Source organism: Caulobacter sp. UC70_42, assembly GCF_044056025.1.
Taxonomy (GTDB): domain Bacteria; phylum Pseudomonadota; class Alphaproteobacteria; order Caulobacterales; family Caulobacteraceae; genus Caulobacter.
This window is the reverse complement of sequence record NZ_CP171994.1, coordinates 594,649-611,793: the sequence shown is the minus strand read 5'-3', so window position 1 is coordinate 611,793 and position 17,145 is coordinate 594,649. Positions and strand designations below refer to the sequence as shown.

The 17,145-nt window shown below is 68.3% G+C and carries 11 protein-coding genes and 1 pseudogene; 11 read left to right on the top strand and 1 reads right to left on the bottom strand.

Features of this window, described 5'->3' with window-relative positions; all coding sequences use genetic code 11:
• Positions 1–19: 19 nt before the first annotated feature.
• Complete coding sequence (locus ACHMW8_RS03245; RefSeq protein ID WP_395444728.1) at positions 20–985, bottom strand: FCD domain-containing protein; 966 nt, start codon at positions 983–985, stop codon at positions 20–22.
• Positions 986–1,286: 301 nt separating this feature from the next.
• Between ACHMW8_RS03245 and ACHMW8_RS03240 the strand changes: the two genes are divergently transcribed.
• The 11 genes and pseudogenes from ACHMW8_RS03240 to ACHMW8_RS03190 all read left to right on the top strand — a co-directional run bounded on the left by ACHMW8_RS03240 (position 1,287) and on the right by ACHMW8_RS03190 (position 17,017).
• The gene (locus ACHMW8_RS03240; RefSeq protein ID WP_395444727.1) at positions 1,287–2,846 is read left to right on the top strand and encodes an ABC transporter substrate-binding protein; all 1,560 of its coding nucleotides are present in this window, start codon (positions 1,287–1,289) and stop codon (positions 2,844–2,846) included.
• Positions 2,847–2,865: 19 nt separating this feature from the next.
• Positions 2,866–3,810, top strand: coding sequence for an ABC transporter permease (locus tag ACHMW8_RS03235; protein ID WP_125155407.1), 945 nt, complete (start codon positions 2,866–2,868; stop codon positions 3,808–3,810).
• Between the two features lie 8 nt (positions 3,811–3,818).
• Positions 3,819–4,634, top strand: a complete 816-nt coding sequence (locus ACHMW8_RS03230) for an ABC transporter permease (RefSeq protein WP_125155836.1) — start codon at positions 3,819–3,821, stop codon at positions 4,632–4,634.
• 150 nt (positions 4,635–4,784) lie between these two features.
• Positions 4,785–5,438, top strand: a pseudogene (locus ACHMW8_RS03225) (ATP-binding cassette domain-containing protein); the annotation flags it as partial.
• A 30-nt stretch (positions 5,439–5,468) separates the two neighbouring features.
• Positions 5,469–6,263 carry an ATP-binding cassette domain-containing protein gene (locus ACHMW8_RS03220; protein WP_395445882.1) on the top strand — a complete coding sequence of 265 codons (795 nt, stop codon included), beginning with the start codon at positions 5,469–5,471 and terminating at the stop codon, positions 6,261–6,263.
• 214 nt (positions 6,264–6,477) lie between these two features.
• Positions 6,478–9,165 (top strand): TonB-dependent receptor domain-containing protein, encoded by a 2,688-nt coding sequence (locus ACHMW8_RS03215; protein ID WP_395444726.1) that lies wholly within the window; start codon positions 6,478–6,480, stop codon positions 9,163–9,165.
• A gap of 98 nt (positions 9,166–9,263) precedes the next feature.
• Positions 9,264–9,794 carry an RNA polymerase sigma factor gene (locus ACHMW8_RS03210; protein ID WP_125155410.1) on the top strand — a complete coding sequence of 177 codons (531 nt, stop codon included), beginning with the start codon at positions 9,264–9,266 and terminating at the stop codon, positions 9,792–9,794.
• A gap of 4 nt (positions 9,795–9,798) precedes the next feature.
• Positions 9,799–10,773: a FecR domain-containing protein gene (locus tag ACHMW8_RS03205; protein ID WP_125155411.1), complete on the top strand. Its 975-nt coding sequence runs from the start codon at positions 9,799–9,801 to the stop codon at positions 10,771–10,773.
• Positions 10,774–10,927: 154 nt separating this feature from the next.
• The gene (locus tag ACHMW8_RS03200; protein ID WP_395444725.1) at positions 10,928–12,796 is read left to right on the top strand and encodes a hypothetical protein; all 1,869 of its coding nucleotides are present in this window, start codon (positions 10,928–10,930) and stop codon (positions 12,794–12,796) included.
• Positions 12,797–12,840: 44 nt separating this feature from the next.
• Positions 12,841–15,660, top strand: coding sequence for a TonB-dependent receptor (locus ACHMW8_RS03195; RefSeq protein ID WP_395444724.1), 2,820 nt, complete (start codon positions 12,841–12,843; stop codon positions 15,658–15,660).
• 196 nt (positions 15,661–15,856) lie between these two features.
• Positions 15,857–17,017: an alginate lyase family protein gene (locus tag ACHMW8_RS03190; protein WP_395444723.1), complete on the top strand. Its 1,161-nt coding sequence runs from the start codon at positions 15,857–15,859 to the stop codon at positions 17,015–17,017.
• The last annotated feature ends 128 nt before the right edge of the window (positions 17,018–17,145 follow it).

Genomic DNA, 17,145 nt, shown 5'->3' with positions numbered 1-17,145 from the left:
GCACTCTAGGCGATCAAACTCAGCTGGGCTTGGCGTGATCGGGATTCATGACCCCGTGATGGGCGCTGGTCGTCAGGTGGTTGCGCATCAGGGCCGAGGCTCGCTCGTTGTGGCCCGCGTCCAGGGCGTCGAGAATCTCCAGGTGCTCCGTGATCGATTCCTGAACCCGCTCGACGCCATATTCCCAATTGTAGTTGAGGAAGCGGCGAAGCTGGATCTGCTGCTGGACGGCGGCGAGCATGAAACGGTTGCCCGAGCAGCGGGCCAGGCCCTCGTGGAAGTCGGAGTTCATCTCGTAGAATTCGACCGCCAGGACATCGCGCCAGGGGCGCTCGCGGAACGCCAGGTGCTTGGCGCGCGATTCGGCCAACCATCCCCGATCAAGCGAGAAGGTCGGCTGCACCAGCAGGGCCGGTTCGAGGGCGTGGCGGAAGGCGTAGCTTTCGGCCTGGGCGCGCGCGGAGTCGATTGAGGGCAGGAAGGTCCAGCCATTGCCGGCCTTGCGTTCGACGAGGCCAAGCGCCGAGAGGCGGCGCAGGACGCGCAGCACCTGCGGCAGCTTGGCGTCGAACAGACGCATGATCTCCTGCTGGGTGCAGTCGGCCGCCAGGCGTCCGACGTTGCGGGCCTGGGCGATGGCGACCGCCAGCCTTTGGTCGTCTTCCTCCTGCAGGTTGACCGGATCGATCTCGGGGGCGGCGATCACCGGCTCCAGAAGCACGAAGCCGCGATTGGCCCGGGCCTCGACCGCGCCCTGGTCGGCCAGCAGCTTCAGGGCGCCGCGGATGGGCGTGCGCGACACGCCGAAATGCTCGCACAGATCCAGTTCGACCAGGTGATGACCAGGACCCGCGCCCTGCTCCTTCAGCAGGCGAAGGATGCGCGCGGCAAGGTCGGCCTGCAGGCGGCTAGGGCCGCGTCCCGTCGATCCCGCGGCCTTGGCGCTGGTTTCGGCGGGCGGCTTCCTGTTTGTCCGTGGAACCATCGCGCGTCGCCTTCAACTCCCTGAATCTTCTAACGCCACACACCTTGAGCCACGCGCAAGGATTTCGTCCTGTTGTCGCCCGCGTCGGCGCATCCTGGCAAGCAGCCGGCATGATCCTTGGCTGATCATATCCTGCCCAGAAGTGCGGCGTGCGGCGCTGTCGCGTGCGGTGTTGGCATTTTGTCTTTTCGACACTGAGAAAACATTTATATAGGGTTCAGAGCCTGTCCGGAAGAGACGAAGGCCATGGTTGGCGGGTGGACCGCCAGGCTCCGGGGTGTGTGATGGGGAAGTGCGAGCAATGAAGCCGTCAGGCGTTTTCGTCCATTTGGCGACGGTCCTGGCGGTTTGCCTGGGCCTGGCGGGAGCCGCGCGGGCAGAGACAGTGCTGCGCGCCCGCCTCAACGCCGACATCTTGTCCCTGGATCCGGGCGCGCGCCGCGACGAGAACACCGACGCGGTGATCCTGCACGTCGTCGAGGGGCTGGTGGCCTCGCGGGAGGACGGTTCGATCGGGCCGATGCTCGCGAGCCGCTGGACGGTGTCTCCGGACGGGCGGACCTACACCTTCGCGCTTCGCCGGGGCGTGACTTTTCAGAATGGCGCGCCGCTGACCTCGGCCGAGGTGGTCTGGTCCCTGAAGCGCTATCTCGACCCCAAGACGCGCTGGCGTTGCCGCTTCGAGTTCGGCGACGAGGGCATCACCAGGATCGAGTCGATCACCGCGCCCGATCCCGGAACCGTGGTGATCCGACTTTCCCGGCCCGCCCCGATGTTTCTCAAGACCCTGGCGCGCAACGACTGCGGCGGCACGGGGATCCTGCATCCGGACTCGGTGGGATCCGATGGCGCGATCCGCCGCCTGATCGGCACCGGTCCCTTCGAGGTCTCCACATGGAAGCGCAACCAGTTCATCGAGCTGTCGCGCTTCGCCCGCTACGCGGCCCTGCCCGGGCCCCGCGACGGCAACACCGGCGGCAAGCACGCCCTGGTGGACAAGGTCCGCTTTCTGATCATCCCCGACGGTTCGGCGGCGCGCGCAGCCTTGCTGCGCGGCAGTCTCGACGTTCTGGACGCGCTGAGCCCCACCGAGCTGGCCGGGGTTCGGGGCAAGCCGGGCGTGCGGCTGGAGATCAATCCGACGATGGATCTCTACGCGGTGCTGTTCCAGACCCAGGATCCGGTGCTCGGCGACGCGCGCCTGCGCCGCGCCATCGCCCTGTCGATCGATACGGCTGGCCTCGCCAAGGCGGTGACCTGGGGCACGGCCAAGGGCAACACCTCGCCAGTGCCGCTTGTCAGCCCGTTCTTCGGCCCGGTGCAGGCCTCTCAGCGACGGGTCGATCTGGCCGAAGCCCGGCGCCTGGCCAAGGCCGCCGGCTACAAGGGGCAGCCGATCCGCTTGGTCACCAACCGCCGCTACCCGCAGTGCTTCGACGCGGCCGTGCTGATCCAGGCCATGGCGGCCCAGGCCGGGATCAACATCCAGATCGACACCCTGGACTGGGCCAGCCAGCTGGATCGCTACGCCACCGGCCAGTACCAGGCGATGGTCTTGCCGTTCTCGGCGCGCCTGGACCCGTCGCTGAACTTCGGGCTGCTGATCGGCGACAAGGCCAAGGACCCGCGCAAGGCCTGGAGCACGCCGCAGGCGCGGGCATTGCTGCGCCGTTCGATGGAGGTCGAGCGCCCCGCCGATCGCCAGGCCGCCTTCGATGACCTGCAGCGCGCCTTCATGGAGGACACCCCGGCCATCGTGCTGTTCAGCAGCTCGCGCATCGCCGCCGTCCGGCGGAACGTCACCGGCTACAAGGGCTGGCCCGCCGCACAGCAGCGCCTGTGGGGCGTTGGCCTGCGCTGAGCCCGGAAAGAAACCAGACATGCTCAGCTATATTCTCAAACGCCTGCTGCTGACCTTGCCAACCCTCCTGATGGTGGCGCTGGCGGTGTTCTTCCTGATCCGGCTGATCCCCGGGGATCCGGCCCTGGTCATGCTGGGCGACGCCGGCGACGCGGCGTCCCTGGCCGCGCTGCGCCAGGACCTGGGCCTGGACCAGCCGCTGCCGGTGCAGTTCATCCTGTGGGTCGAACACGCCCTGCGGGGTGATCTTGGCCACTCGATCCTGACCAGCGAACCGGTCTCCGTCTTGATCTGGCAACGCTTCCAGCTGACCGCGATCGTTGTCTTGGTGGCGGTCAGCGCCGCGACCGTGATCGCCGTGATCGCCGGCCTGGCGGCCGCCTGGCGGCGCGACACGCCGCTCGACCTGGCCGTGGTCGGCGCCGCAAGCCTGGTGCTGGCCGTGCCCAGCTTCTGGCTGGGCCTGATCCTGCTGCTGGTGTTCGGCCTCAAGCTCGGCTGGCTGCCGGTGGTCGGCTATGTGCCGTTCTCGGAGAGCGCGGTCGAGGCGGCGCTTTTCCTGGTGCTGCCGATCCTGACTCTGACGATCACCGAGAGCGGCGTGCTGACCCGCATGATGCGCTCCAGCGCCATCGACGTTCTGCGGCTGGAATATGTGACTCACGCCCGCGCCAAGGGGCTTTCGGAATTCACGGTGCTAAGCCGCCACGTGTTCCCCAACGCCTTCGCCCCGACCCTGACCCTGGTCGGCCTGATCCTGGGGCACCTGCTGGGCGGCATCGCGGTGATCGAGACCGTGTTCACCCTGCCGGGCCTGGGCCGCCTGATGGTCGATTCCATCCTCGGCCGCGACTACCCGGTCGTGCAGGGCTGCCTGCTGTTCACCGCCGTCGTCTACGTGGCCGTCAACCTCGTCGTCGACCTCTGCTATCCGCTCTTCGACCCGCGGGTGACCGCCCAATGAAACCCTCCATGCTCTCCGGCGCCAAGCCCAACGCCGTCATCGGCGGTTTGCTGGTGGGCGGCCTGCTGGTCGTCGTCCTGCTCGGCTATGTCTGGACGCCCTACGATCCGATCGCCATCGACCTGGCCCATCCCCTGGCGCCGCCGTCCTGGACCCACTGGTTCGGTTCCGACGAGTTCGGCCGCGACGTGCTGAGCCGCGCCATGCTGGGCGCGCGGATCAGCGTCACCATCGCGCTGGGCGTCGTCGCCGCGGCCGTGATCGCCGGCACGCTGATTGGGGCGATCGCCGGCTTTCTGCGCGGCTGGGTCGACCGGGTGATCATGAGCGTCAACGACGCCATCCTGGCGTTTCCCGGCATGCTGCTGGCCCTGGCCCTGATCGCGGTGCTGGGCTCCAATCGCGGCAGCATCATCCTGGCGCTCAGCGTCGCCTACCTGCCCTCGATCGTGCGGGTGGTGCGCGGGGCGGTGCTGTCGATCCGCGAGCGCGAATATGTCGAGGCCTCCAAGGTGGTCGGCGACGGCGCCCTCTACACCATGGTCCGCCATGTGCTGCCCAACGCCCTGCCGCCGGTGGTGGTGCTGGCCACGAGTCTCTTTGGCTGGGTGGTGCTGTCGGAAAGCGCCCTGAGCTTCCTGGGCGTGGGGGTCCCGCCGCCCGCGCCGACCTGGGGCAACATGCTCAGCGCCGCCCGGCCCTACATGGAGAACGCCAGCTGGCTCAGCGTGACCCCGGGCGTCTGCATCGCCCTGACCCTGCTGGGCGTCAATCTGCTGGGCGACGCCCTGCGTGACCGCCTCGACCCTCGGAGGGACGCATGACCGCCGCGACGCCGCTGCTGCGGCTTTCCAACCTGCGCATCGAGGCCGATGTCCATTCGCGCGAGCGGCCGCGGCCGCCGCTGCTGGAGGGCTTGAGCCTCGACCTGGCCGAAGGCCAGGTGCTGGCCATCGTCGGCGAGTTCCGGCAGCGGCAAGACCATGGCCGCGCGGGCCGTGCTCGACCTGCTGGCGCCGGGCGTGCGGCGGACGGGCGGGTCGATCCAGCTGTCGGGCCGGGAACTGACCGCCCTGTCGCCCGACCAGATGAGGGCCGTGCGCGGCGGCGACATCGGGATGGTGTTCCAGGAGCCGATGGTCTCGCTGAACCCGGCCATTCCGATTGGCAAGCAACTGGCCGAGGGTCTGCGCCTGCACCGCAAGCTGCCCGAGGCCGAGATCCGCCGCCAATGCCCGGAGATGCTGCGCCGGGTCCAGATCGCCGATCCGGAAAAGTGCCTGGCCGCCTATCCGCACGAGTTCTCCGGCGGCATGCGCCAGCGGATCATGCTGGCCTCGGTCATGCTGCTCAAACCCCGCCTGCTGATCGCCGACGAGCCGACCACGGCGCTGGACACGCTGAGTCAGCGCGAGGTGCTGGAGCTGATGGTCGAGCTGGCGCGGGACTATAGGGTCGCCGTTCTCCTCATCACCCACGACCTGGGCCTGGTCGCCAAGTACGCCGAGAGGGTGGTGGTGCTGGAGAAGGGCAAGCTGGTCGAGGCCGGCGACACCCGCCAGGTGCTGACCGCGCCCGAGCATCCCTACACCCAGCGCCTGGTCGGCTCGCTGCCGCGCCGATCGGAGGGCCGCCAGGCCCTGGCGCCGGACGCGCCGGTGCTGTTGTCGGTCAAGGGCTGCTGCATCGACTATGCCGGCAAGCCGGGCCTGCTATGGGCCGGACCGCCCAAGCGCGTCGTGCATGGCGTGGATCTGGCCGTCCGCGCTGGCGAGATCCTGGCCGTCGTCGGGGCCAGCGGCTCCGGAAAATCGACGCTCGGGCGGGCCATGCTGGGTCTCAAGCCGATCGCCGAGGGGGCCGTGACCTTCGATGGCGTCGACATCGCCAGGATGCGCCCCGAGCAGATGCGCGCGTTTCGTCGCGACGCCCAACTGGTGTTCCAGGACCCGTTCTCCTCCCTGGATCCGCGCTGGCGGGTGGGCCAGATCATCGCCGCGGCGCTGCGCAATGTTCCGGGCCTCGACGCGCGCCAACGTCGCGAGCGGGTGGAGCGCATCCTGGAGGAGGTGGGCCTGGGCGGCTTCGCCGACCGTCATCCCCACCAGATGTCCGGCGGTCAGCGCCAGCGGGTGGCCATAGCCCGCGCCGTGGTCTCGCGACCGCGCCTGGTGATCGCCGACGAGCCGGTCTCGGCGCTGGACATGACCATCCAGCTTCAGGTGCTCGATCTCTTCCAGGCCCTGCAGGCCCAGTACGGCTTCGCCTGCGTGTTCATCACCCACGATCTGGCGGTCGTCGAGCAGATCGCCGATACCGTACTGGTGCTGTCGCAGGGCAGGGTGGTCGAGACCGGGACGGTCGAGGCGGTCTTCGCCGCGCCCCAGCACGCCTACACCCAGGCGCTGCTGGCCGCCACGCCGGCCTTGGCGGCGGTTGCGCTCGCGGGTTGACGACCGGCGCTAGCCCGGGGTTTCAATGGCCGAACGGTTCTGGGGCCGCGGCCCGTCGCCGTCGTGGGGCTGACGCGCGTGAACGGATCATCGCCGCGCTGGCCACGGGGATGGCGCCGGGGCCGAGCACAAGCTACTGGCGTTATAAGGAGAATGGACCGCGCGTCAGGATCGCGCGCCGAGCGGGCGGAGATCCGCAATTGGGGAGGTCGGCATGTTTCCGCGCGCGTTCCGCGCTCGTCGCCTGGGGTGCGTGGGGGGGCTCCTGGCCCTGGCCGTGCTGATCCCCGCGCACGCGCTCGCGGAACAGGCGGCGGCCAGTTTCGACCAGGACGCTTCCAGCCTCGGCCTCGCCCTGCAACGGTTCGGTCAGGCCACCGGCCTGCAACTCCTCTACGCTCCGGACCTGACCGCCGACCAGCGCGCGCCGGCCCTGCGCGGCCGCATGAGTCCCGAGCGCGCGCTGAGCGCCTTGCTGGCTCGCACCGATCTCGCCTTTCGCAAGACCCCTTCGGGCGTCATCGTCATCTACCGCGTCAAGCCGGCGGCGCGACGGGAGCAGGAGGCTTCGCCCGTGGTCCGCCACGCGCAGGAGATCGAGCCGGTCGTCGGTCTGGAGGCGGTGGTCGTCACCTCGGGCAAGCGGGTCGAGACCCTGGGCCTGTCCGACGCCTCGGTGCAGGCGCTGTCCAGCCAGATGATGGACCGCGCTGGCGTACGCGACTTCGACGACCTGACCAAGCTGGCCCCGACCCTGACGATCTCGAAGACCACCCAGCCGGGCAACAACAGCATCAATGTCCGGGGCGTGGGCACCTATTCCTATTCGATCGGCGCCGAGCCCAGCGTGGTGGTGGTGATCGACGACGTTCCGCAGGCCTTTCAGGCCATGGCCTTCACCGCCCTGGCCGACGTGCGGCAGGTCGAGATCCTGCGCGGTCCGCAGAGCACCCTGTTCGGCAAGTCGGCCTCGGCGGGCGTCATCTACATCACCACCAACCCGGCCAGCGACGTCTTCGCCGCGCGGGCCGAGACCATGTTGACCGACGACCACGAACGGCGACTGCAGGCCAGCATCACCGGGCCGGTGAGCGACACCCTGAAGTTCCGGCTGTCCGCCGCCTACAGCCGGTACCGTGGCAACGTCTTCAACCTGGCGACCCGGCAGTGGCTGAACGGCCAGTCGGATCTCAACCTGCGGGGCAAGCTGGTCTGGACGCCGGGCGACAACTGGGCGATCACCCTGACGCCGCACTTCACCCGGTCGCTGGCCTCGTGCTGCGTGGGCGCCGACACCTATATCTCACCGCAGGCCACGCAAGGGCGGGCCGAGTTGTCGCGCGAGGCGGTTCTGCGCGGGATCGTTCCCGGACCCGACAACCACTTCGCCCGCTACGACGTCAATGCGCGCGGCAACGCCAGCGACAAGGGCGTGAACCTGCGCGTAGGCGGGACCGTTGGCTCCTGGCGGCTGACCTCGATCTCCTCGGTGAATCGCTACTACCTCTACGATCGGCAGGACACGGACGCGACCGACCTGGACTACAGCCTGATCGCGCCTCGGGCGCCGCGCGGCGGTTCGGCCAACGGCGGCTATTTCCGCATACGCGCCGAGAACCAGGAGGTGCGCCTGAATAGCCCCGCTGGGGGGGCGTGGGACTATGTCGCCGGCGTCTATGTCGGGCGGACGCGGTCGGAGCGCTACTTCGTGCGCGGCTCCAACAGCTTGGGCGACTACAACGGCTTGCCGTCGCTCCCGACCACCAACAGCACGGCCTATTCGCGCTACCTGGCCCGGACCTCCAGCCGGACGATCGCGGCGTTCGGACAGGGAGCCTACGCGGTCAACGGAAACGTCTCGATCCTGTCGGGCCTGCGGCTCAGCCACGAGAAGATCGGCTATCGGTTCGACGACCTGGGCAACGGGGTCACCTATGGCGCGCCGGATTGCTCGCGCGTCAGCCCGACTCTGCCAGTCGAGACCTGTCACAGCGACACCGCGCTCAGCGGGCGGGTCGGCGTGCAGGGCAAGGTCACGCCGGGCGTGACGGCCTATGCCAGCTATTCGACAGGCTACAAGGGCCGGGCCTATGACCTGACCAGCAGCCTGACGACGCGTACGCTCGCGACCTCCGGACCCTATGCCGGCCGCCCCATCGCGGACGCCATCGCCGCCCAGCAGCCGGTCGCGTCGGAGACCGTGGGCAGCTATGAGGTCGGGCTGCGGGCCGTCTCGCCGGATCGCGACCTCAGCCTGAACCTGACCGCCTATCGGGAGCGGTTCTCGGGTTTCCAGGCCCAGAGCCGCGACGACGCCACGGGCCTCAACGTTCTGAACAGCATCGGCAGCCTGCGCGCCGAGGGCATCGAGAGCGAGTTCAGCGCGCGTCTGAGTCCTCGCCTGACCTTGGACGGCGCGGCGGCCTACAGCCGCGCGATCATGACCGATTTCGACGGCGCCGCCTGCTACTTCGGCCAGACCGCCGCGCAGGGCTGCGTAGGCGGGAAGCAGGATCTCAGCGGCAAGCCCCTGTTCAACGCCCCGCGCTGGTCGCTGACCCTCAACACCCTCTATCGCAAGCCCCTGGGCGGGGACAGGCTGCTGGAGCTCACCGCCGGCTACCGCTGGCGCTCGAGGGTGGTCTACAGCCTGTTGCAGGATCCGGCCTCGGTCGAGCCGGCCTATGGCGTCCTCGATGTCTCCGCGGGGGTGAGCGGACAGGGTTGGCGCCTGACCGGCTTCGTCGGCAATCTGCTGGACGCGCGGTTCGCGGTGACGCGCGGCCGGGACACGCAGTGGAACCTCGTCGGCGCCGACGGCCAGCCGGCCATGGCCACGCACTGGAAGCCCGCGCGCGACAGCGGTCGCCACGTTGGCCTGCGCCTTGCCGTGGATTACTGAAGAATGAGCGCGCGCGCGTTGAGGATTTGGCGGACTGGCGCGTCGAAACCCAGTGAGCGCGGCGAAGATCCGCGTCTTCGGGAGGACTTTTCGTAGGGATGGCCGCGCAGCTCAAACTCGATCCGCGCGAGCAGGCCCGCCTCCAGCGGCTGTCGGAGGCCTACCGCGGGCCGCTGACCGCCTATTTCGAGCGCCGTGTGAGGTCGCGCGACGAAGCCGAGGATCTGGTGCAGGAGGTGTTCCTGCGCCTGGTTCGACGGTCCGACGGCGCGGACATCGACAATCCAGAGGCGTTCGTTTTCCGGACGGCGGTCAACCTGTTGCGCGACCGCTCGCGACGGCGGAAGACGTTCCGCGACCACCTCGACGAGACCGAGCTTCGTCAGGATCGTTTCGAGGGCATTTCGCCCGAGCGCGTCCTGGGAGACAGGCAGGCCTTGCAGGCGGCGATGCGGCGATTGTCCGAACTGGACGAGCGCACGCGGGACGCCTTCATCCTGCACCGGCTGGAGGGCTGGAAACACGCTGAGATCGCCAAGGCGTTCGGCGTTTCCGTCAGTTCGGTCGAAAAGTACATCATCAAGGCCCTGGCGCACCTGATGCGCGGGGTCGATCCGTTTCAGAGCTAGGCCCGTGTTCGATCCGCCGCGACAGATCCTGATCGACGAGACCGCCGCGGGCTGGGCCGCGCGCCGGCTGGGCGGGGCCGCGTCCGACGAGGCCGGCTTCACGCGCTGGCTGGCCGACGATCCCGCGCACGAAGAGGCCTACGCCCGCGCCGAGGCGGTCTGGCGTCTGATGGGCGAGGGAGCCGGGACCGACGGCGTGCTGACCCTGCGACGTGAGGCTCTGCAGCGCGCCCGCGCCAGGCGGTCCGGTTGGAGCCGCCGGGCGGTCGCCGCCGGGGTGGTGGGCGCCATCGCAGCACCGGTCGGCGGCCTCTGGTGGATGCGCCATCGCGCCGGGCAGGGGGCGCTGTTTCAGACCGCGCTCGGCGAGCAACGCACCCTGACCCTGTCCGACGGCAGTCGCGTCACGATGGATGCGTTGACGGTCATGAGGGTCCGCTACACCGCCGAGGCGCGGTCGATCGATCTGGTCGCCGGCCGCGCCTATTTCGAAGTCGCTCACGACGCCAGCCGGCCGCTGCGGGTGCATGCCGGCCCGCGTACGGTGACCGCCGTGGGCACCGCCTTCTCGGTCCGCCGCGAGCCCCGCGAAACCACGGTCGTCCTGGCCGAGGGCAAGGTCGCGGTCAGCGATCACGAGAGCGCCACGGTTCTGGCCGTCATGCGGCCGGGGCAGTCCCTGCTGATGGTTGACGGCCTGCAGGCAGGTCGTCCGGCGAGCGCCGACCTCGGTCGGCTCCTGGCCTGGCGCCAGGGGCAGATGATCTTCGACGACGTCGCCCTGGCCGACGCGGCGGCCGAGATGAACCGCTACTCAACCCTGCAAGTCGTGGTCGCCGATCCTCGTCTCGCCAGGCTGCGGATCAGCGGCAGGTTCTATGCGGGTCAGAGCCGGGCGTTCGTCGAGGCGATCCAGTCCTACTTCCCCGTGCGGGCCAAGAGCACCGCCACGACGGTCGAGCTGCACGCCGCGCCGTAGGGGCCCATCGGTGAAGTCCGAGCGGTTCGCCGCCCGACGCGCGCGTCAGCGAAAAGTCCGAAAAAACTTTCGATTTCGATTGAGGATGCCGCCGCCAAGCGCGTCGGAACGGTCAAGAGAAAGGTCGAATGGCCACTCGGGGAGGATCGTTGACTTGCACCTGACACCGGTTACCAGCGTCGCCCACGGCGTTTCGATCGCGGCCTTGATCCTGCTGGGCTCTGGCCTCGCCGCCCACGCGGCCGAAGCGCCGGCCGCCGCCATTCCCCCTTACGACGTCACCGTCCGCGATCGCATCCAGCCCCAGACCGAGCAACTGCTGCTGAAGCTGGTCAAGGACGGCCGCAAGCTGGAGCTGGACGGCACGCCGGTGTTCAACGGCAGCGACAAGTTCCTGCCGGGCAAGATCGCGATGGGCCTGGTCGACTTCCTGATCACCCTGCCGGACAACGACCCGCGCCTGCCGGCCTACCTCGCCGACTTCCGCAAGATCGCCAAGCTGACGGCCGACGACGCCAACGACAGCTGGGGCGCCTACTACTACCTGTCGGCGCTGAACAAGCTGCGCGAGGCTGGCCGGCTGAAGGACGCCGTCGACCCGCTGACCCTGGCCAAGCTGCGCGTGCGGCTGGACTGGCGGATGTTCGTCGACGTCGACACCTACCAGCTGATCGACCACCCCAATAACTACTACTGCGTGGCCTTCGCCATCGCCCGCCTGCGCGCGCGCATGGGCTGGGAGGATGGCGCGCCGGCGGAGAAGCTCTACGCCAAGATCGCCGAACACTACGACCTCTATTCCGGCCAATACGGCTTCGCCGACGAGACCGATGGGGACGGGCGCTTCGACCGTTATAGCGTGCTGCTGGCCGGCGAGATCGCCCAGCGCTTCATCGAGACCGGGGGCAAGCCGCCGCAGCAGGTTCTCACCTGGCTGCGCAAGTCCGCCGATGTGATGCTGATGCGCCTGGACGCCCAGGGACAAGGTTTCGAATACGGCCGCAGCATCGGTCCCTATGGCGAGACGGCGATCATCGAGGTGCTGACCGCCGCGGCGGTGCTGGACCTGCTGACGCCGCGGGAGAAGGATCTGGCCTACGCCTATTCCGCCCGCGCGGCTCAACGATACGCGGCGTTCTGGCAGGATCCCAAGACCGGCTCGGTGAACCTCTGGGACGGCGGCCGGCGCACCGACGACTATCGCGGCAAGTTCCGGATCCTCGGCGAGAACCTCTCCCTGGCCCACCAGTACGCCTACACCAGCGCCCACTGGACGCGGATGGGCTATGGCGGCAAGGCGCCCGCCAACGACTGGGCCGAGGGCCTGGCGAGCCTGCCCCGGCGACAGGTCACATGGTTCCAGCGCGGCGACTACGACCGCCTGCTGGTCTCGGTCCGTGATGGCGCGCGGCTGGTCAGCCTGCCGGTGATCAACGGCGGCGAAAGCCAGCACATGCACAATCCGTATTTTCCGATCCCGTTCTCGCCCGGGATGCTGGCGGCCTCGCCGGACGGCGTCGCGCCGTTCCTGACGCCACGCCTGACCCTGGAGGACGGCTCGGCCCTGATGCCGCTGGCCTATTTCAAGGACGCCAGGGTCGAGGCCAAGGGCGCCAGGACCACCGTCTCCTGGCGCCAGGACGAACTGGACCGGATGGGCGAACGCGCCCCGGTCGCCGACAAGCGCGTCTCGGTCAAGACGACCTACGTGCTGGAGCCCGGCCGCATCACCCGCACCGACGTCTTCACCCCGGCCGCCGGCGTGAAGGTCAAGGATATCGAGCTGCAGCTGGGGTCGTTTTCGGGCGGCGCCAAGCAGGCCGGGGCGGTCACCACCTTCGCCGACGGGGCGGTCCGCCGTTTCGCCGTCGAGGGCCTGAAATCCTGCCAGTCCGGCCCTGTCGGCCAGGACAAGGAATACCGAACCGCGACCGGCGCCATGACGACCAAGGTCGTCTGCCATGGCGCGCCGACCGACCCGGCGACGCCTTTCAAGATCACCTGGCGTCTGGACTACCGCTGAGGGGAGAACCTCGGCGAACAATCAAAAAAGGATGGGGAAGCTCCATGAAATCAACATTCTATCGTAGCCTGCTGCTGAGCGCGGCGATCATCCTCCCGGCCCAGGCCCTGGCTCAGACCGCCCCGGCGACGCCGCCCGCGGACGATACGATCGATGCGATCGTCGTCACTTCGGCGCGCGCCACCCAGCGCAGCTCGATCGAGACCAAGCGCACCGCCAGCGTCATTGTCGACGGCATCGTCAATGACGAGATCGGCGCCCTGCCGGACAACTCGGTGGGCGACACGCTGGAGCGCATCACCGGCGTCACCGCCGACCGCTTCAAGGGCAACGCCAACGAGCTCAGCGTCCGGGGCCTGGGTCCCGCGCTCAGCTTCTCGACCTTCAACGGCCGCGAGGTATCGACCGCCGGTCCCGACCGCTCGGTGGCCTTCCAGCAGTTCCCGTCGGAACTGGTCAACGGCGTCCTGGTCTACAAGAGCCAGCAGGCCGACTTCCTGGACGGCGGCATCGCCGGCGTGATCGAGCTGAAGTCGATCCGACCCATCGACTACGGCAAGCGCCGCATCCAGATGGAAGTGCGCGGCGCCTACCTGCCCAAGGACGACGACATCCGCGGTCACAACGGCCTCGGCTATCGCGGCAACATCTCCTACACCGACAGCTTCGACACCAAGTTCGGCGAGATGGGCGTCAGCCTCGGCTACCAGCGCCTGGATCAGGCCACGCCCGAGGACTACTACATCACCAACTCCGCGTTCGTGCCCTGCACGACCTACGCGGCGGCCCCGGGAACCTCGACGGCCAACTGCTCGAACGCCACGACCGCGCCGACCGGCTCGACGATCGGTCCGCGCTACTTCGCCACCAGCTCGCGCACCTTCCAGTCCAAGGTCACGGACGAGAAGCGCGAAGCGCTGATGGGCACGTTCCAGTGGAAGCCGACCTCGAACCTCGACATCAGCATCGACGGCCAGTACTCGACCCGCAAGAGCGGCGAGTACCGCAACCAACTGGCCATTACCGAGGCCCTGCGCGGCGTCCAGCCCCTGATCGTTGGCGGCCAGTCGAACGACTTCAGCGACGGGGCGCTGATGAAATACAGCGGCAACTCGAACCTCGAGATCCAGGTCGAGGACCGTCAGCGCAACGAGAAGTACATCGGCGGCGGCGGCGCGGTCACCTGGACCCCCACGGATCGCCTGACGATCAGCGGCGACCTGTCCTACTCGCAGTCGCACCGCACCGAACTGCAGAAGGCCACCAACATGCGCTCCAAGTCGCGCGTGGCCTATACGCTGGACGCCACGACCGACGAGGTTCCCTCGGTCACCTTCACGAACTTCGACGTCAACGATCCGGCCAACTTCCTGATCGGCGCGCCGACCAGCAACAGCAACTATGCGCGCTATCGCCTGGCCACCGACCGCTTCGACAAGATCGGCGCCGTGCGGGCCGATGTGACCTACGAACTGGGCGACGGCTTTTTCCAGAACATCAAGATCGGCGGCCGTCTGTCGGATCACCGCCGCACCCAGGACGCCGGCAACAACAGCGATCTTCCGATCCCGGTCACCTATGACGGCCGCACGCCGACCCAGCTGGTCGCCGACGCCAACGCCAACTGCCGCGTGCCATTCTCGACCTCCGACTTCATGGACGGCAAGACCAACGTCAAGTCGTGGGCGCTGTTCGACAACGACTGCCTGTTCCGCACCTACACCGGCAAGGACAAGGTCGACCTGCCGGCCAACGCGCCCGGGCCGGAAGACTCCAATATTCGTGAGCGGATCAGCACCGCCTACATCATGACCAGCTTCCGCACCCATCTGGGCGACACGCCGGTTTCGGGGAACGCCGGCGTGCGCTATGTCCGCACCCGCGTGCTGTCGAAGGGCTTCCGCGGCGAGTTGACCGTAACACCGTCGGTGGGCGGCTCCGCCGCGACCGTGGTCCGCACGCCCGGCACGCCGCTGCAGGAGATCGAGGGCGAGGGGGGCTACGAGTACGTCCTGCCCAGCATCAATGTCGCCTTCGACCTGACCGATGTCGTGAAGCTGCGCCTGGCGGGCTACAAGGCCCTGTCGCGCTCGGGCATCGAAGACTTCAACGTGGGCATCACCCCGGGGGTCGACGCCAACGCGACCACGGTGCAGGGCGTCCTGGCCAACAGCACCACCGGCAATCCGAACCTCAAGCCGATCCGCGGCTGGAATCTGGACGCCTCGCTGGAGTTTTACGTCAATCGCGACACCTCTTTCGCGATCGCCACCTACTACAAGTGGCTGAAGGGGGCGTCGTTCGACGCCCAGGAGCCGCGCGAGACCAGCATCGTCGCCAACGGTCAGCTGGTGACCTTCAACGCCATCGCGCCGGCCAACGACCCGGCGACCCGCGACCTCTACGGGATCGAGTTCTCGGGCAACCACGCGTTCACCTACCTGCCGGGTATCCTCAGCGGGTTCGGCGTGCAGGGCAGCTTCGCGATCACTGAGGCCAATTTCGAAATCCCGGATTCGTCCGCCGTCGGTCCGTACACGGACATGGCCAACCTGATGGGCCTGTCCAAGTACACCGGCAATGGCTCGATCTACTGGGAGAACGACAAGCTCTCGCTGCGGGCCTCGTATCGGTATCGCTCGGGCTACTTCAAGCCCAACAGCAACACCAATCGCAGCGTAAAGGGCTCGGGCTATCTGAACCTGTCGGCGTCCTACGACCTGACCAAGCAGGTGCAGCTCAAGCTCCAGGCCCTGAACGTCACCAACACCCGAGACATCATGTACAAGGCCGGCGAGGACTCGATCACCGAGGTCTCGGACAATGGGCCGCAGATCTACGCTGGAGTTCGTCTGCGATTCTGATCCAACGCGGTCCGGCGGGTTCTTCATTCATCCCCGCCGGACCGACGACTGTCCCGCCGCGCCGTCGCGGTCCGTCGACCGTCAGGACTCCCCAATCGCCTCCCAAGCGCGGATTGCCTGACCGACGGATGGTTCCCGGGGCCGAGCCCCGGGGCGCGGGACCTTTTTATCCCTTCGGCGCCGTTCGGAGTGGTTCATGAACCGACGCGATTTCTTCCTCGGGACGGGCCTGGCCCTGGCGGCGTTTGGCGGCGCGAGGGCGGCGCCGCTCGACATCGCCGGCATCGATCGGGCGCGGATCCTGAAGGCCGCCGATCGCTACCTGGCCGAGGCGCCGGCAACGATCACCGCCTTCGCCGCGCCGCGCGGCCCTGGCGGCCGACACGACTACTACTCGGAAGCCGACTACTGGTGGCCCGATCCGGCCCATCCCAAGGGTCCGTACATCCGCAGGGACGGCTATTCCAATCCCGACAAGTTCACCGCCCACCGCGACGCGTTGATCAGGCTGGGCGTCCAATTGCCGGCCCTGGCTGCGGCCTACAAGGTGACCCGGGACGCCCGCTACGCCGAGCACGCCGAGAAGCACCTGCGGGCCTGGTTCGTCGCGCCCGACACCCGCATGAACCCGAACCTGGAGCACGCCCAGGCCATTATCGGCGTCAACACGGGCCGGGGCATCGGCGTCATCGACACCCTGCACCTGGTCGAGGTGGCGCGGGCGGTTTCGGTGCTGGCGGCGGCGCGACCGGAACTCGGCGTCTATGCCCCGACCATCGCCTGGTTCGACGCCTATCTGACCTGGCTGACCACCTCTCCGAACGGCGTCGACGAGCGCGACCAGAAGAACAACCACGGCAGCTGCTGGGCGCTACAGGCGGCCGTGTTCGCGCAACTGACGGGCCGCGAGGCCGAGCTGGACACGGCGCGCGGGCGGATCAAGGCGCTGGTTGTCGGCCAGATCGCGGCCGACGGCTCCCAGCCTCTCGAGCTCTCTCGCACCAAGCCCTATGGCTACTGCCTGTTCAACCTGGACGTCCTGGCCGCCTGCGCCCACGTGATGTCGACGCCGGGCGGCAACGTCTGGACCTTCAAGGGGGAGACTGGCGGCTCGATCGCCGACGCCCTGGCCTATATGGCCCCGTTCATCGCCGACAAGACAACCTGGCCCAAACCGCCCGACGTCGAGGCTTGGGACGGCTGGCCCGTCCGCCAACCCAGCCTGCTGTTCGGAGGCCTCGCCTTGAAACGACAGGGCTATCTCGACCTCTGGAAACGGCTGGATCCGGATCCAACAGAGCCCGAGGTCATCCGCAACTATCCGCTTCGTCAGCCGGTGCTCTGGGTCGATGCCTGATCTCGTCTCCCGCGAAAACCGCGTCGGCGCGGCGCTGGCTCTAATCGCTGTGATCGCCCTGATCGCCGTCGCTGGCGAGGCCCGCGCCGCCGAGGTCCGCCGTCTGCCGTTCGGCAAGACCAGGGCCG

Coding starts and splice junctions, on each gene's coding strand:
- ACHMW8_RS03215 (WP_395444726.1), top strand. CDS start 6,478: ATGTTTCCGCGCGCGTTCCGCGCTCGTCGCCTGGGGTGCGTGGGGGGG.
- ACHMW8_RS03210 (WP_125155410.1), top strand. CDS start 9,264: ATGGCCGCGCAGCTCAAACTCGATCCGCGCGAGCAGGCCCGCCTCCAG.
- ACHMW8_RS03230 (WP_125155836.1), top strand. CDS start 3,819: ATGCTCTCCGGCGCCAAGCCCAACGCCGTCATCGGCGGTTTGCTGGTG.
- ACHMW8_RS03190 (WP_395444723.1), top strand. CDS start 15,857: ATGAACCGACGCGATTTCTTCCTCGGGACGGGCCTGGCCCTGGCGGCG.
- ACHMW8_RS03240 (WP_395444727.1), top strand. CDS start 1,287: ATGAAGCCGTCAGGCGTTTTCGTCCATTTGGCGACGGTCCTGGCGGTT.
- ACHMW8_RS03195 (WP_395444724.1), top strand. CDS start 12,841: ATGAAATCAACATTCTATCGTAGCCTGCTGCTGAGCGCGGCGATCATC.
- ACHMW8_RS03245 (WP_395444728.1), bottom strand. CDS start 985: ATGGTTCCACGGACAAACAGGAAGCCGCCCGCCGAAACCAGCGCCAAG.
- ACHMW8_RS03235 (WP_125155407.1), top strand. CDS start 2,866: ATGCTCAGCTATATTCTCAAACGCCTGCTGCTGACCTTGCCAACCCTC.